We start from the raw sequence: 17,045 nt of genomic DNA on the forward strand, positions 1-17,045 counted from the left end.
CTGCCCCTTCTTTTTTATAAAAAGTAAGCGATTGCCCATCTCTTTTTACTGTTTCATAGACTTCATTTCCAAAAAACGTTACATTCTTTTTTTTTGCATGTACTTAAAATTTCATGAAGCTTATTCAGACCTTACAACAACAGTTACAGCAGGAACCAGATTTCATTGATGAAAATGGTCAGATAAAAAAATGGGTAGTTTTGAATAAAGCCAGACAGTATGATGCAGTGTTGATCACTTTGTTGCTAGAAAATATTCAGTTAAAACAACATTTTTTTGTAGAAATTGCAGACAGTAAAATCTTCAAATTACATGAGTTTGAACAATTCATGGAACAAAAGAGCTTCTTTTATGATAGTTATACTCAGTATAAAAATAAAGTTGGTTTAAGTGTTGGTGATAAATATATCAAACAATTAAATGATGTTGTTCTAGTCTGGCCTTTCAAGGATTGTGTGCTGGAAGGCGGACAAACAAGAGAAGAGCAAAAACGGCAAGAAATTTTCTTTAATCAGGTTCTGGCTCAAGATGAAATTACTCAATTATTTGAACCCAAGGTATTAACGCATCCAGTATATTTTGATGCCAAAGGCCAGCATCCAGATTTAAATTTCAAGCGCAATCAACAAGGTAAAATTTGTCAGAATTTGATTATTAAAGGTAATAATTTGCTGGCATTACACAGTTTAAAATCACAATTTCATGGACAGGTAAAATTGATTTATATTGATCCGCCTTATAATACAGGATCAGATTCTTTTCAATATAATGATACTTTTAGTCGCTCCAGTTGGCTGACTTTTATGAAAAATCGGGCAGAAGTTGCCAGAAGTTTATTAGCTCCATCGGGCGTTTTTATTGCACAGTGTTCCTTTCATCAATATCCTTATTTAAGGTTATTGCTGGATGAGATTTTTAACAAGCACCTATGTGATTTGCACATACAGGTGCGGCATCCAGATCGAACCTTGACAGGAGATAAGGAGTTTAATGATATTATAGAATATGTATTAATTTATAGTAATGATATTCATCGAAAAATGCCATTTCAGCAGATTGCCAAGACCATTGATGATTATGATCAATACGTTGAGTTGATTGATCCTGTACCAGCACAAATTTTACAGTGTGCGAATAAAACAGTTGAAGTTTACTTACCTGAACAGTATCAAGTAAAGACGGCTGCTGCAAGTACAGAAGGATTGAAAAAAATTAGTATTCGGGGTTCAATTCGTGAAAAAAATAGCAGTGGACGTTTCTTTGTAGAATTTCTGGAACCATTAAAAGCTCAATTTCCTGCCGAAACACTGTTCAAAGTACCTGATATGGGTGATGATGCTTTGGGCTATCGTTATTTTTATGCTGCACCACAGGGTAAAAAGAATGGTGGGTACTATCAGGGTATGCCACAAAGTAGTGATATTACCAAAAAACCATATCCCAACTTTTTTAATTTTGAAAAAGAATATAATACAGTATCCAGACAGGGAAGTGTGGAATTCAGAAATGGAAAAAAACCAGAACAACTGATGAAATTATTGATAAGTATGTTCACTGATCAGGATGACCTCATATTGGACTATCATCTGGGAAGTGGGACAACGGCTGCAACAGCACATAAACTGGGGCGGCGTTACATTGGTATTGAGCAATTACAAAATCAGATTGATTTGGCATTACAACGTTTACAGAATGTGATTAATGGCGATGCTACGGGTATTTCCAGTGATCCAGAGGTGAACTGGCAAGGTGGGGGTACATTTGGATATTTTGAACTTAAAAGCCATAACCAGAGCTTTATTGAGCAAATCATGGCAGCTTCAGACAGTGCAGCATTATTTGAAATCTGGCAACAGATGAAGCAAAAATCCTTTTTAAATTATCAACTGGATATTCAGAAACAGGACATTTATCTGGCGGAATTTCAGGCGCTGGATTTTTTACAACAACAGCAATACCTCATTGAAATTCTGGATAAAAACCAGCTATATGTAAATCTATCTTCTCTGGAAGATCAGGAATTTGTCTGTAGTTTGACTGAAAAGCAATTAAGTCAGGCATTTTATCAATTGAAAGGTTAAAGCGAAGATGAATTTAGTAGAATTTTTCCATCATCCTTTGGCACAACAGGCATTAATGCAAATTAATGTCCCTGAATCGATTTTATATTCTCTTAAACATCCAGTTCGGTCTTATCAGTTTCAAGCATTAAAACAGAGTATCTATTTTTTTCAGCATGATTTTGAGTATAAACCATCTCGTCCATATCACTTAATGTATAATATGGCTACAGGCAGTGGTAAAACCATGTTAATGGCTGCCTTGATGTTATATTTATATCAGCAAGGTTATCGTTATTTTCTATTTTTTGTAAATAGTTCAACGATAATGCAAAAGACACAAGTAAACTTTCTAGATCCACAAAATAGTAAATATTTATTTAAATCTCCGATGCTATTTAATGATCATGAGTTATTGATTAAATCTGTTGAAAATTTTGATGAAGCAGATTCAGAACATATTAATATTAAATTTACAACTTTACAGCAGTTACATAGTGATTTAAATAAATCTAGAGAAAATGCATTGACTCTAGAAGATTTTAAAGATAAAAAAATTGTTTTAATTGCTGATGAAGCACATCATTTAAATAGTGGTACAAAATCTGGTGAAATGAAAGGAAGTTGGGAAAGTACAGTATTACAATTATTACAACAGCATTCAGATAATATATTACTGGAATTTACAGCAACCCTTGATGCAGATATACATCAAATTTATCAGAAATATCAGCATAAAGTAATTTATCAGTATGATCTAAAACAGTTTTGTCAAGCAGGATATTCCAAACATATAGATACCTTAGCCAGTGATTTTGCCGAACGGGAACGTATTTTACAGGCATTACTACTGAATTTATATCGTGAAGACATTGCAGCAAAGCATCATATTAATTTAAAGCCTGTTATCTTATTTAAAGCTAAACGAAGCATTAAAGAGTCAGAACAAAATAAGAGAAATTTCCATCATATTATTGAAGATTTACATGTTTCTCATATTGAATATATAGAGAAAAATGCAACAGCAGATATTATTCAGCAAATATTTAGCTATTTTAAAGGTAGAAATATCTCATTTTATGAAATTGTAAGCCGGTTGAAATCTAATTTTAAATTTGAACATTGTTTAAGTGCCAATAATGAAATAGAAGCTGAACGTAATCAAATTTTATTAAACACACTGGAAGATCTGGACAATCCTATTCGTGCCATATTTGCAGTACAAAAATTAAATGAAGGATGGGATGTACTAAATTTATTTGATATTGTACGTTTATATGAAGATCGTGATGGGATTAAACATGGCAAAATTGGTAAAACGACATTATCGGAAGCACAATTAATTGGGCGTGGAGCGCGTTATTATCCATTTGAATTGAAAAATTCTGAATTTTCCAGAGATCAGCGAAAATTTGATCAGCAGCCTGACCATGAACTTAGAATTTTGGAAGAATTGTATTATCACACAGTTGAAGATAACCGTTATATTTCAGAATTGCGTCAGGCTCTAATATCCATTGGTCTAGTTGAAGATCAATATAAATTAATCCAACGTAATTTGAGTTTAAAAGAAAGTTTTAAGCAAAGTGTTTTGTATCAACAAGGGTTAATCTTTTTAAATGATAAACAGGTATTGGATACGCAACAAAGCTGTTCATTTATACAACTCGGTATTCGCAAAAGAAATTTTCATGTTTCCCTGAAATCTGGTAGGGGGTATCGTCTGGGATTATTGACTGAAGATCGTCCTGATGATGTTACTGACAAAGTAGTGACTGATTTGGAGCTTACCCAGATCCCAGAACATACGCTACGTTATGCTTTATCAGAAAGAGAGTTTTTTCATTTTCAGAATTTAAAACAATATTTTCCTGCACTGACGTCTATATCAGAGTTTATACAAAGCCAGCATTATTTGATGGGAGTATCGGTGAGTGTGCATGCACAACAGTCAATACATCAACTCGATATGCAGCAATATATAGGAATAGTTCGTCAGTTTCTGCAACAACTGGAGCATGAAATTAAACAACAGGTCAGTGGATTTGCAGGAACCCATTTTACTCAATATCCTGTTGCCAGTATTTTTAAAGATAAAGTAATTTTTGTCGAACAGAATAGTGAGCGATCAGAAGGGCAGGAGCAATGGCTGGCAACTCAGGATTGGTATGCGTTTACTGCAAACTACGGCACATCTGAAGAAAAGGCATTTGTTCAGATGATGGCAAGACAAATTTCGACTTTACAACAAAATTTTGCAGATATTTATTTAATAAGAAATGAACGTGCCTTTAAAATTTATGACATACAAGGGCGGGCATTTGAGCCTGATTTTGTTTTATATTGCCAAAAATATGTTGATGATCAATGCTTGATTTATCAGGTTTTTATTGAACCCAAAGGTGAACATTTAAAAGATAAAGATCAGTGGAAAGCAGATTTTTTACAGTGTATTGCCGAGCAAAAACAACACATTCAGCTTGATCATACGCAATATAGAATAACAGCTCTCCCTTTTTATCATGCACGAAACGAGAACGAATTTATACAGGAGCTACGGCATGTTCTTGATATACAATAGAATTTATTAGTAAATTCTATTGTATATAGTAAAGTTGGCGATTATACCTTTACTTCATCCTTTCCTTGAATGGGCATAAGGCCTGTTGTAACAAGCAAATGTCCTGAAAAACTCAGAATTAAATTAGCGGCTGTTGAAATGTTCAACAGCCGCCAATTATTGTATCAGGCACGTAATTTTGCCAAAAAACGTCCAATACGGGTAATGGCTTCACGTAACTCAATAGGTGCGGGTAGAAATACTACTCGGAAATGATCTGGTGTAGGCCAGTTAAAGCCAGTTCCTTGTACCAGTAAAACTTTTTCTGCCTTCAATAAATCCAGCATTAATTTTTCATCATCTTCAATTGGGTAAATTTTAGGGTCAAGTCGAGGGAAACAGTACATAGCACCTTCTGGTTTTGCACAACTGACACCAGGAATTTCATTTAACATTTCCCATGCGATATTGCGTTGTTCATATAGACGACCACTTGGACGGATTAAATCATTGATTGATTGGTAGCCACCAAGCGCAGTCTGTATAGCATATTGTGCCTGATGATTAGCACATAGACGCATGGATGCCAGCATATCCAGACCTTCGATGTAATCGGCAGCTTTGGATTTATCCCCTGAGATGGCCATCCATCCTGAACGATAACCTGCGATACGGTAAGCTTTGGATAAGCCATTAAAGGACACACATAAAACATCTTTGGCTAATGATGCCAAAGCAACATGCTCTAGCCCATCATAAACAATCTTGTCATAAATCTCATCAGCAAATAAAATCAGGTCATATTTTCGTGCCAATGCAACAATTTGTTCCAGAATATGACGAGGGTAAACCGAACCTGTTGGATTATTTGGATTAATCACCACAATGCCACGAGTATTGGCAGTAATTTTACTTTCCATATCCGCAAGATCAGGATACCAGTGATTTTCTTCATCACATTTATAATGGATGGCTGTTCCACCAGATAAATTAACTGCTGCTGTCCATAATGGATAATCAGGCATAGGAATCAGCATTTCATCACCGTCATTAAGTAGGCCCTGCATGGACATGACGATGAGTTCTGAAACCCCATTACCGATATAGACATCATTTACATGTAAATCGAGAAGGCCTTTTTGTTGGTAATATTGGCAAATGGCTTTACGTGCCGGGAAAATACCTTTTGAATCGGTATATCCAATAGCATTAGGCAAATTCATGGCAATATCATTAATAATTTCCTGAGGCGCCTCAAAGCCAAACGGTGCTGGATTACCAATATTAAGCTTGATGATTCTATGTCCTTGTTCTTCCATCTCATTGGCGGCTCGTAACACAGGACCACGAATATCGTAGCAAACATGCTCCAATTTAGCTGATTTTTTGATTTCCCGTGACGAGTGTATTTGAGTGGACATAACCAATTCCATGTAATTGAAAGATTATTTAAGAAGGAGTCAATTTAAAAAAATTGAATTGAGCAACATATTACACTAGCAATTTTGATTTCAGTAGCGTAAATATATTAAAGTGCAATCATGACATTTTCGATATGATAAGAAAAGGAGCGGGCAATGGGAAAAGTCAATAAAACAGACCGCGAATGGCAGCGTGAACTGAGTCCTGATGAATATCGTATTACGCGATTAAAAGGGACAGAACCTGCTTTTACCGGTCGTTACTGGAATAGTAAGGTTGATGGTATTTATACATGCCGATGTTGTGGTGCGGAATTATTTTCCTCTGATTCAAAGTATGATTCAGGATGTGGTTGGCCAAGTTTTTTCCGACCTGTAGAAAATGGACGTATTGATGAACAGACTGATTTATCACATGGTATGCATCGTATTGAAATTACTTGTCATAATTGTGATGCTCATCTCGGTCATGTGTTTGAAGATGGGCCACAACCGACAGGATTACGTTATTGTGTAAATTCTGCATCATTAAAATTACAAAGCAAAAAAAATAGCGATGAGGATAACTATCCATGACTCATATTTATCAATTTGAAGCCGAACGCCTAGAAGGGCAAGAGCAATCTTTACAGGATTATTCGGGAAAAGTTATTTTAATTGTGAATACTGCCAGTAAGTGTGGATTTACCCCACAACTTTCCGGTTTGGAGAAAATTTATCAGAAATATAAAGATCAGGGTTTTGTTGTTTTAGGATTTCCCTGTAATCAGTTTGGAGGACAAGACCCAGGAAGTAATGAAGAAATTGGACAATTCTGTCAACGGAACTATGGCGTAAGCTTTCCAATGTTTGCCAAAGTTGATGTTAAAGGTCGAGAAGCACATGCCATTTTTCGTTATTTAACCCGAGAAACCAAAGGCTTTATCAATAAAAATATCAAATGGAATTTCACCAAGTTTTTAATTGGAAGAAAGGGTGAAATTCTGGATCGTTATGCACCGACAACCAAGCCTGAACATCTGGAAAAAGATATTGAAAGGGCTCTGGCACAATAATAAAAATGTTTTCAGGTACTATTGATATTTTTATAAAGTATTTGATGGTACCTGAGGATATTTGAATATAATAGTTATTGCAAAAATTCCCCAATTTTTCGAAAAATGAGGAAATAAGATTACAACACTTAATATGATCAATTAACTGGCCAATAAATAATGAGCAAACAGTCATTTCAATTAATCCAGCTAGTCAGCCAACCAATTTCTTTATCCGTTAAACTAAACTCATTTCCAACAGCATTGGCAACGTATGCCACCACCATAAAAGCACAACCATAAACGACATAAAGTAATCAATAAACTATAATCACGAGCTGCGGGATATTTTGATTCTTCGGTATAGTTACGGTCAAAATAGAAATTTCTTGTAGTTAATTTAACCTAGCTATTTTTAATTAAAATGTTGGCAAAACTTTGTGACATAATTAAATAGAAAAATGAGCCAATTAAACAACGATACACAAAAATAAATAGACTAAACTGGAAAGATCAATATTGTAATAATTTTTTTATTCAATATTACATTTTGTAAGCATGGGATTATCTAGGTTTACGTTGAATTTTATTCATTATTATTGTTTGGATATTTATAAATTTCAGTAAAAACACGAATAGTATTTTATAGATATTAAAAATGCCACAATTTGTGGCATTTATTAGGCTTGTTGATAGGCGAGATCTTGCCAGTATTGAGCCTTCTGCAAATCTCTTTCTACACGAAAACCTTGATGATATAACTGCGCTAAAAATAAAGCAGCTTTACCATGTCCAGCTCGTGCAGCTGTTTCCAACTGATCAATACCATTACGATAGTTGGTTTCTGTTTGTACTGTATTTACACCTGTTGAGTATAAATGCTCAAGTTCATGGGCAGCAGTTGTTTTGTGTTTCATCTAAGACTCCTTTATATTTCTAATAGATCGGACAACTTCCAACTTTTTGATATGCTTTTATCACAATGAGTATCTAACAAAGTTATGACATCTTTATGACGATACAATGTAGTAATGGTATGGTGATTAGCTTGAGTTATTTTTGGGAGACTAAGCTAGTCATTTTGCTGTATCGAAAAAGCACACCAATCAATTTGACAATAAAAATGTCTTAACTCTTATATCGTGTTTCATAATAAATGTCAATATTCTAAATGAGCATAAATTATAACCAGGATAGTTTTTTTTGATAATTAAGCAAAATTAATCAATATATTCAATTGTCGTGGTGAATTGTTATTAAAATTAAAAATATGTAACGAAAAGTATTGACTAATAATTGATATGAGAAGGATAATATTTATCAGTTGTAATATTGAGTGACAATTTAAGTTAAGGGGTCAAAATGAATCATCAAACACAACTTGCAAAATCTATCTATTGTGCAATTTTCTCAACGCTTTCTTGTTTTAGTGTAACAGTATTTGCTGAGGATGATGTAAAAGTTCTGCCAACACTGATTGTTGAAACTTATGATGAAGGGAAGATCGCTCAAAAATCAGATTTAGGTGTATTAGGAGAAAAATCATTAATTGATACACCTTTTTCAATTTTAACTTACACACAAAAAGGAATTAAAGATCAACAGGCTTCAACTGTTGCAGAAGTATTAAAAAATGATCCAAGCATTCGTGCTACAACAAACTCTGGACACATGATGGAAAACTTAACCATTCGTGGTTTTGATGTTAATCATGATGAAATTGCTTTGAATGGCCAGTATGGTATGCAACCTTTTGGTAATACACCTACTGATTTATTGGAATCAGTTACTGTTATTAAAGGTCCAAATGCTTTGGTTTCTAGCATGTCACCAACAGGAGGTGTGGGAGGTAAGGTGATTGCCAATACTAAACGTGCAACTAAAGAATTAACAGAAGTCTCCGCTTCCATTGAAAAAGGTGGTTATTACAAATCTGGTTTTGATGTAGCAAGACGTTTTGGTGAAGATCAACAATTTGGTATTCGTACTAGTGCCTACTATGGTACAGGGGAGCATGTTGTTGATGGTATGGACGATACCAATATCAGTGGAATTATCGCTTTAGACTATACAACAGATAAATTTAAAATTAATTTTGATGCTTTTTCGATTAAACAAGATCGTCAAGGTGGTTCACCTGCAATGATTTCTTTGGCAGCCTATGCCAATCAATCTGTTCCTTCCGCACCCGAAGGCGATACCAATTATTTACCTTATTTGTTTGGTCATATTAAAAGTAATTATGTTGGGCTAAGTGGTGAATATAACTTTACTCCAGATTTTAAAGGATATGCAGGTGTAGGTTATGCGGAAAAATCGCATTCCGGACAGATGTTTGGAACACGTGTAAATTATCGTAACGGCATATATTCAATTAATTATTATGACCAACCACAGTCTGAAATTGGTGTAACGGCAAATACAGGATTAGAAGGTATCTTTAATACTGGTGCTATTCAACATACTGTTGGGTTACGTGCGGATTATTTAACACAAAAAACATTTCAGTATAAAACGACTGGATCATCTTCTGCTTTGACTTTAGATGATATCTATACTCCAAATACTACTTATGTAAAAACGACTTCTCCTCAGACCTACCGTTATGATGATAATGAATTTGTAAGCTATGCTTTAACGGATCAAATGTCGATGCTTGATGATAAGTTACAAGTGATTTTAGGTGCCCGTTATCAAGATATGGATATTAAAAATCATTTAGATAGTTCTTCGGACTATTCTACTCATCGTGTATCGCCAAGTGCAGCAATTGTATTGAAACCTTTTGGAGATAATTTCTCTGTTTATACTAGTTATGTTGAAGGATTGACGAAAGGTGATAAGGTTTCTGAAACAGCTGGGTATGCAAACGGAGGACAAACCTTAAAACCTTATAAGACAAAACAATATGAGATGGGTACTAAATACCAACAAGGATCATGGTTAAATACTTTAGCTTTCTATCAAATTGAAAAAGCGGCAAGTCTTGAAGAGGTACGAAATGGTGAGACTTATTTAACACAAAATGGTGAACAGCGTTCTCGTGGTGTGGAATGGACAGTTACAGGTAATCTAATTGATGATCTAAGTGTGTTAGGTAGTGTGGCATATATTGATGCTGAATATACTAAAAGCGCATCAAATCAAGGAAAAACTGTACTAGGTATTCCACATTTTACTGCTGGATTGACTTTAACTTATGATATTCCATTTGTTGAAGGTCTAAGTGTTAATACGCACACTACCTACGTTGGTGAACAGTATTTAAATCAGGCCAATACGATTAAATTACCTGATTATACTGTTGTGGATCTAGGTGCTAAATATGAAACCAAAGTTGGGGGTGTGGACACTACTTTGCGTGTAGGCGTGGATAATGTCGCAAATAAAAAGTATTGGGCAGGCGTATTTGGTAATAATTATGCCACTATTGGTGAAGGACGTACTTATACAGCAGGTGTGACTTTCAACTTCTAAACTTTTTAAGTACAAGAATAAGTAAAGGGTAGCATACGCTGCCTTTTATTTAAATCTTACCAGAGAATGTTGACACTTTATGGTGACAACCAAATAAATATAAACTCTAAAGAAACTGAATACTGAATTTTCATAGTTCTGTGTTTTAGCTTGTCATCGCATGTAGCAGTTCTTATAAATTAATTTTTAACAATATATTGGATTTCTTTGCAATATTTACCTTAAATGAATTTTAGAGTCATTTCCACTAATGCTTTAAGTAGCCTGATCTTTGATTTGGGTGCTGTGGCATGTTGAGAAAATAAAATATGGTTATCATCAATACAATACCATTTTAGATCTGCATATCTTGATCATCATTTAGGTGTTTTTAGAAGAAAGGTTTTAATAAAATTATATGAGATAGATCTCAAAATTTTGCAGAATAGATTTATCTTTAATCAGTGTTGTATGATGTACCATGAGAAGTAATTATGGTTTGGTGATTGAATTTTAATTTACCGTTATTTTTTAAAGTAAATGTTAATAGATTCTAATTGTTTTAATATGTTAAAAATTGTTATTGACTAATAAGTATATTGCAAACAATAATAAGAATTATTAACTTTAAATTTGGTGTTTGTGGTGATGAAATTTGCGAAAAATCAAACTTTGCTCAGTTCTATAATAAATCATATCTTATATACGACAATTGCTTTGGCTGCCACATCAGTGTATGCAGAAGATCCAGTAAAACAGTTACCTACGATGGAAGTGCAAGTAGAACAAGAAGATACTTATACAGTTAAAGAAAGTAAGGCAGCTACCAAACTGAATCTAAGTTTAAAAGAAACACCACAATCAGTTACGGTGATTACTCAGCAACAGATAGAAGATCAAGATTTAAATACTGTAGAAGAAGTTTTAGAAAAAACGCCTGGAGTGTATGTGCGTCGTTTTGGTGCGCAAGGCGCTGTAGGTAATGGTGGAGAATATACTTTTTATTATGCAAGAGGTAATCAAATTCTCAATTATCAAGTTGATGGTGTTATGACATCACCTGCGACTAGTGGCAAGAATGGTTCGTCATTAAGTAATTTAGATCCTAGTGTTTATGAAAATATAACTGTAATTAAAGGTGCAGCTGGTTTGACAAACGGCGCAGGTTATCCGAGTGCAAGCGTGGGTTTGAACCGAAAACATGCTACTAGCATTGATCCAGTTGGTACAGTGCGTATAAGTGCTGGTTCAAATAATGCTATTCGCTCGGAATATGATGTACAACGGGCATTAACTCAATCTGGTAATGTGCGTGGACGTGTTGTCGCTGCGTATGGCCAAAGTGATTCTTGGCGAGATTGGGGGGATCAATATAATGCTCTATTGTATGGTGTTGTTGATGCGGATCTATCAGATAAAAGCTCTTTGACTTTAGGTGCAATGCTTAGTCGTTCACGCCTTGATGGTCAAGGGGTACATGGTTTGGATATGTATGGTGCAGATGGTACGATCATGCCATTTAATCGTGAATTTAATGCCAATGCGCGTTGGGCTTATAGTCAAGTTGACACATTAAATCTTTTTGCACAATTGACACATGAATTTGCAAATCGATGGAAAATTCATGCAAATTATAATTTTACCAAACAGGACATTGATTCACTGTATGGTGTTATTGGCGTTGCTCAGGTCAATTATACAGACATGACTGCTTCACTGGCTGCTTCACAAAATGATTTTAGTCCTGAAGAACATAGCCTTGATGTTTCAGTGAATGGACCTTATCAATTGTTTGGTCGGGAACATGAACTAATGATGGGAGGGAGTTATCAAAACTTAAAAAGCAATAATAATGCATATGCAGGATATAGTGCGAGTGCAGTAATTGATTTAAATACATGGAATGGCACAATTGCTCAACCAGCTTCGGCAACCACAGCAACAGGTGTAAGTAATAAGGATTATGAACAAAGTGGATTTTATCTTGCAACACGTTTAAATCCTATAGATCCATTACATATCATTATTGGTGGTCGTGTTTCAAATTACGATTTGAAGACTCATGCTACCAATACTGTAAGAGGTACTGTAACAGATTCACATGTTGATGAGTCTAATGAATTAACGCCATATGCTGGTTTAACCTTTGATCTCACGCCATATTTGACGGCTTATGCAAGTTATACCAATATTTTCTTACCACAAACCAATCGTGATTATTCGTATAAGGTTCTTGATCCTCAAGAAGGAAATAACTATGAGGCTGGCTTAAAATTTTCATTTTACGATAATCGTCTGAATATTAGTGCAGCATATTTTCAGGCAAAAATGGATAATGTAGCCGAAGCAGTTGGAAAATATACTTCGGATGATACAGCTGTTATTAATGGTTGGACTACAGTAGGGACTTCTTATTATCGTGGTGTAAAAGGTGCTGAAACCAAAGGTTTCGAAATTGAGCTTGCAGGAGAAATATTACCAGGCTGGAATATTCAAGCAGGGTATACTCAAGCAGAAACAAAAGATAATACAGGAACACGAATCAATACGGATATTCCAAAACAGCAAGTTAAGTTATTTTCGACTTATAACCTGCCAATTTTAGATAAAAAACTGACTGTTGGAGCTGGGATTAATTGGCAAAGTGAGTTTTATGATCGTAGCACAACGGGTGTGAACTATCAGGCATATCGCCAAGAAGGATTCACACTAATAGACCTTATGGCACGTTATGCAGTTAATCAAAACGTCAACCTTGGACTAAATATTGCCAACGTAACAGACGAAAAATATCGTTTAAATACATGGGCAAATACTTATGGGGATCCAAGAACCTATACAGTATCATTGGCATATAAATTTTAAAATCATAATTTTCATTATAGGCAGCTTCGGCTGCCTTTTTTGTCCCTGCATTAAGTGGTAGCATTAAACTCATATTTTCCTTTAACCATGATCTTCTCAACCATGATGTCTTTCTTGCAACCTACTATTTCTGAATTAAATCTAAAACAACTTAAACAAGGCGAACGGCGCTGGGTTGGAAAAATTACTGGTTCTACAGGGTCATTGTTACTGAGTGAGATTGCTCAGCAACAACATTCCTTAATGGTTATTATTGCCCGTAATAATCAACATTTATCACAATTGGAAAGTGAGCTGGAATTTTTTGGTCAGCAAGTCTATGTTTTTCCTGATTGGGAAACCTTGCCTTATGATCGTCTATCACCACATCAAGATATTATTTCTGAGCGGTTATCGTTACTCACCAATATGCCTAAAACCGGGATTGTATTGTTGGCTGCAACTACTTTGGCGCAAAGAGTTGTTCCACCTAACTGGTTATATGGTCAACATTTTGATATCCGTCAAGGTGAAAAATTTGATATAGAAAGCAAACGTGAGCAACTGATTACTGCTGGTTATCATTTGGTCGATACTGTTTACGAACATGGTGAATTTGCTGTTCGTGGTAGTCTGATGGATATTTTTGCTTCTGGACAGGAGCAGCCAATTCGTATTGATTTATTTGATGATGAAGTAGAAAGTCTGTGTTATTTTGATCCAGAAACCCAACGTACTACAGACAAGATTCAGGCATTTACCATTTTGCCAGCCAAAGAATTTCCCTTAAAAGAAGGTCGTTCGACCTTTCGTGATCGTTATGCAGAAATTTTTACACAGGCCAATCCAAAACGTAATCCACTATATCAGGATGTGATGGATGGTATTGCCAGTCCAGGACTTGAGTATTATTTTCCGTTGTTCTTTCGCACAGAACAATTACAACAGAGTACTTTTTTAGATTACCTGCCGTTAAATGCAATGGTTGTAACCAATCAACATTTGGAAAAAGATATTCAGAATTTCTGGCAGGAAGTTGAACGGCGTTATGAGGATCGTCGACATAATATTGATCAGCCTATTTTGTCACCAGATCATCTTTTTGTTCGGGTAGAACAAATTGCCCAGCGTTTAAATCAGCATCCAAGAATGATTGTGGGAAGTGATGCAGCACCGGAACGTGCAGGTAGTGCTGATTTAACTGGAATAGAGCCAGCGAAACTTCATGTGGATCATAAGCAGGAAGATCCGTTTCATAATTTAAAGGATTATATTGCTACACATCAGCAACCAGTATTAATTGTTGCTGAAAGTGCAGGTCGACGTGAAACATTAAAAGATGCACTGAAGTTAAAAAATTTGGCAGTGGTAAAGAATTTCCAGACATTTGTACAGGACAAACACACACTTGCAATTACTGATGCACCTTTGGAAAGGGGATTATGCTTACCAGATCAATTGATTATTATTACTGAAAATCAATTATATGAACAACGTGTAGTACAGCGCCGCCGTAAGCATCAAAAAGAAGTGTCTGAAGAGTTCTTGGTACGTAGCTTAACTGAATTATCAATAGGTGCACCAGTTGTACATGTTGATTATGGTGTAGGACGCTATGCCGGTTTAGTTACATTGGATATTGATGATGAAACGCATGAGTTCCTGCAACTTAATTATGCCGATGATGCCAAAGTCTATGTGCCTGTCACCAATTTACATTTAATTAGTCGTTTTAGTGGCGGTGATCCGGACTTGGCGCCACTACATAAACTGGGTACAGATGCATGGAATAAAGCCAAGCGTAAAGCATTGGAGCAAATACATGATGTTGCTGCGGAGCTACTTCATATTCATGCGCGTCGACAAGCTAAGCCGGGTTTTGCTTTTGAGTTAGATTCTGCCTTGTATCATCAATTTGTTAGTGGTTTTATGTATGAAGAAACACTGGATCAGGCCAGTGCAATTACTGCAACATTACATGATATGCAGCAAGCTAGACCAATGGATCGTTTGGTTTGTGGAGACGTTGGGTTTGGAAAAACAGAAGTTGCTATGCGAGCGGCATTTGTTGCTGCACAAAATGGCAAGCAAGTTGCGGTATTGGTGCCGACCACATTGCTGGCACAACAACACTATGAATCGTTTCGGGATCGTTTTGCCGACTGGCCAATTCGCATTGAAGTTTTATCCAGATTTGGTAGTAACAAATCACATCAAAAAATTATTGAAGATATTCAAGATGCAAAAGTTGACATTGTCATTGGTACGCATAAATTGCTACAAGAGTCAATACAATTCAAAGACTTGGGATTGATGATTGTAGATGAGGAACATCGTTTTGGTGTGCGAGATAAAGAACGGATCAAAGCGTTGCGTGCAGATGTTGATATGCTCACACTGACAGCGACACCAATTCCAAGAACATTAAATATGGCATTTTCAGGAATGCGCGATCTATCCATTATTGCTACACCTCCTGCAAGGCGTTTGGCAGTCAAAACTTTTGTACAGGATCAGACAGATGCCACCATTAAAGAAGCGGTATTACGTGAATTACTTCGCGGTGGGCAAGTCTATTTCTTACATAACGAAGTTGAAACCATTGAGCGTACAGCAGAAAATTTAAGGGTTTTATTGCCTGAAGCTCGAGTAGCGGTTGCACATGGACAAATGCGCGAAAAAGAACTTGAACATGTCATGCAACAATTCTATCACAAACAGTACAATGTTTTGGTTTGTTCAACCATTATTGAAACAGGAATTGATGTACCCAATGCCAACACCATCATTATTGAACGTGCAGATAAGTTGGGACTCGCTCAATTACATCAATTACGTGGACGTGTCGGAAGATCGCACCATCAGGCTTATGCCTATCTTTTGGTTCCTTCAGTAAAACATTTAAAAGGTGATGCTGAGAAACGTCTGGATGCTATTCAAAGAGCCAATACGTTAGGTGCTGGCTTTATGCTTGCTACAGAAGATTTGGAGATTCGTGGTGCAGGCGAATTGTTGGGTGAACAACAGAGTGGCAGTATGCAGGCAATTGGCTACAGCCTATATATGGAAATGCTGGAAAAGGCAACAAAAGCTATCCAAAAAGGTAAATCTCCGAATTTCGATCAACCATTGAATTTAACTGCTGACATTATTTTACACTTATCGGCGTTAATTCCTGATGATTATCTGGGAGATGTGCATCAACGTCTTTTATTTTATAAACGTATCAGTAATGTGAGTGGTCAAGACAAATTAGATCATATTCGTATAGAGTTAATTGATCGTTTTGGACTTTTACCGCAAGCTGTAAAAAATCTATTCTTAGTCCATCAGATTCGTTTAAAAGCAGAAACCTTAGGTATTGCCAAAATTGATATTGCCAAAGGTGGTGGTTATATTGACTTTCTACCAGATACACCGATACAGGCACTTACTATCATTCAATTGATGCAAAAAAATCCAACCTTCTATCGAATGGAAGGTGGGCAAAAATTAAAAATTACCGTGAATCTGGAAGATCAGCAAAAACGAATTGATTTTATTCAGCAATTACTGGATCAATTGTTAGCATCATTACATTAATGCAGCATAAACGTGAAGTAATTGTATAAAACTTTATCGAAACCCTTATCCTGTGCAGCATAGCTATGTTAGTATTGCTGCATCGAAA

General features: G+C 35.7%; 10 protein-coding genes. 8 read left to right on the forward strand and 2 right to left on the reverse strand.

The features are described from left to right. Window positions 1-113 precede the first annotated feature (113 nt). Both F4V57_RS01150 and F4V57_RS01155 read left to right on the forward strand, forming a co-directional pair. On the forward strand, window positions 114-2,081 hold the full coding sequence (locus F4V57_RS01150) for a DNA methyltransferase (RefSeq protein ID WP_081409207.1): 1,968 nt from the start codon (window positions 114-116) through the stop codon (window positions 2,079-2,081). A gap of 7 nt (window positions 2,082-2,088) precedes the next feature. After that, window positions 2,089-4,641: a DEAD/DEAH box helicase family protein gene (locus F4V57_RS01155; RefSeq protein WP_070069950.1), complete on the forward strand. Its 2,553-nt coding sequence runs from the start codon at window positions 2,089-2,091 to the stop codon at window positions 4,639-4,641. 164 nt (window positions 4,642-4,805) lie between these two features. Here the strand turns inward: F4V57_RS01155 and F4V57_RS01160 are convergent, their stop codons facing one another. Further along, window positions 4,806-6,041 carry a pyridoxal phosphate-dependent aminotransferase gene (locus F4V57_RS01160; RefSeq protein WP_141729233.1) on the reverse strand — a complete coding sequence of 412 codons (1,236 nt, stop codon included), beginning with the start codon at window positions 6,039-6,041 and terminating at the stop codon, window positions 4,806-4,808. A gap of 156 nt (window positions 6,042-6,197) precedes the next feature. Between F4V57_RS01160 and msrB the strand changes: the two genes are divergently transcribed. The 3 genes from msrB (at window position 6,198) to F4V57_RS14990 (ending at window position 7,378) form a co-directional block, all read left to right on the forward strand. Then, a complete protein-coding gene (gene msrB / locus F4V57_RS01165; protein ID WP_070069948.1) occupies window positions 6,198-6,617 on the forward strand; it encodes a peptide-methionine (R)-S-oxide reductase MsrB in 420 nt (139 codons plus the stop codon). Further along, window positions 6,614-7,096, forward strand: a complete 483-nt coding sequence (locus F4V57_RS01170) for a glutathione peroxidase (RefSeq protein WP_070069947.1) — start codon at window positions 6,614-6,616, stop codon at window positions 7,094-7,096. Before msrB ends, F4V57_RS01170 begins: the two co-directional genes overlap by 4 nt. 159 nt (window positions 7,097-7,255) lie before the next feature. Continuing rightward, window positions 7,256-7,378 (forward strand): hypothetical protein, encoded by a 123-nt coding sequence (locus tag F4V57_RS14990; RefSeq protein WP_264754219.1) that lies wholly within the window; start codon window positions 7,256-7,258, stop codon window positions 7,376-7,378. Window positions 7,379-7,755: 377 nt separating this feature from the next. On the opposite strand, the gene F4V57_RS01180 is transcribed toward F4V57_RS14990, so the two are convergent. Further along, a complete protein-coding gene (locus tag F4V57_RS01180) occupies window positions 7,756-7,992 on the reverse strand; it encodes an SEL1-like repeat protein (protein WP_070069946.1) in 237 nt (78 codons plus the stop codon). A gap of 445 nt (window positions 7,993-8,437) precedes the next feature. Here F4V57_RS01180 and F4V57_RS01185 point away from each other — a divergent pair, with 445 nt between their 5' ends. The 3 genes from F4V57_RS01185 (at window position 8,438) to mfd (ending at window position 16,957) form a co-directional block, all read left to right on the forward strand. Further along, a complete protein-coding gene (locus F4V57_RS01185; RefSeq protein ID WP_081409206.1) occupies window positions 8,438-10,552 on the forward strand; it encodes a TonB-dependent receptor in 2,115 nt (704 codons plus the stop codon). Window positions 10,553-11,179: 627 nt separating this feature from the next. Further along, window positions 11,180-13,396: a TonB-dependent siderophore receptor gene (locus tag F4V57_RS01190; RefSeq protein ID WP_070069945.1), complete on the forward strand. Its 2,217-nt coding sequence runs from the start codon at window positions 11,180-11,182 to the stop codon at window positions 13,394-13,396. Between the two features lie 105 nt (window positions 13,397-13,501). Beyond that, complete coding sequence (mfd, locus tag F4V57_RS01195; protein WP_141729237.1) at window positions 13,502-16,957, forward strand: transcription-repair coupling factor; 3,456 nt, start codon at window positions 13,502-13,504, stop codon at window positions 16,955-16,957. The last annotated feature ends 88 nt before the right edge of the window (window positions 16,958-17,045 follow it).

The organism is Acinetobacter qingfengensis (assembly GCF_008693185.1).
GTDB classification, from domain to species: domain Bacteria; phylum Pseudomonadota; class Gammaproteobacteria; order Pseudomonadales; family Moraxellaceae; genus Acinetobacter; species Acinetobacter qingfengensis.

What these genes read in the sequence shown, in the direction of transcription:
- F4V57_RS01150 (WP_081409207.1), top strand. Translation starts at nt 114, where the DNA reads ATGAAGCTTATTCAGACCTTACAACAACAGTTACAGCAGGAACCAGAT.
- F4V57_RS01155 (WP_070069950.1), top strand. Translation starts at nt 2,089, where the DNA reads ATGAATTTAGTAGAATTTTTCCATCATCCTTTGGCACAACAGGCATTA.
- F4V57_RS01160 (WP_141729233.1), bottom strand. Translation starts at nt 6,041, where the DNA reads ATGTCCACTCAAATACACTCGTCACGGGAAATCAAAAAATCAGCTAAA.
- msrB (WP_070069948.1), top strand. Translation starts at nt 6,198, where the DNA reads ATGGGAAAAGTCAATAAAACAGACCGCGAATGGCAGCGTGAACTGAGT.
- F4V57_RS01170 (WP_070069947.1), top strand. Translation starts at nt 6,614, where the DNA reads ATGACTCATATTTATCAATTTGAAGCCGAACGCCTAGAAGGGCAAGAG.
- F4V57_RS14990 (WP_264754219.1), top strand. Translation starts at nt 7,256, where the DNA reads ATGAGCAAACAGTCATTTCAATTAATCCAGCTAGTCAGCCAACCAATT.
- F4V57_RS01180 (WP_070069946.1), bottom strand. Translation starts at nt 7,992, where the DNA reads ATGAAACACAAAACAACTGCTGCCCATGAACTTGAGCATTTATACTCA.
- F4V57_RS01185 (WP_081409206.1), top strand. Translation starts at nt 8,438, where the DNA reads ATGAATCATCAAACACAACTTGCAAAATCTATCTATTGTGCAATTTTC.
- F4V57_RS01190 (WP_070069945.1), top strand. Translation starts at nt 11,180, where the DNA reads ATGAAATTTGCGAAAAATCAAACTTTGCTCAGTTCTATAATAAATCAT.
- mfd (WP_141729237.1), top strand. Translation starts at nt 13,502, where the DNA reads ATGTCTTTCTTGCAACCTACTATTTCTGAATTAAATCTAAAACAACTT.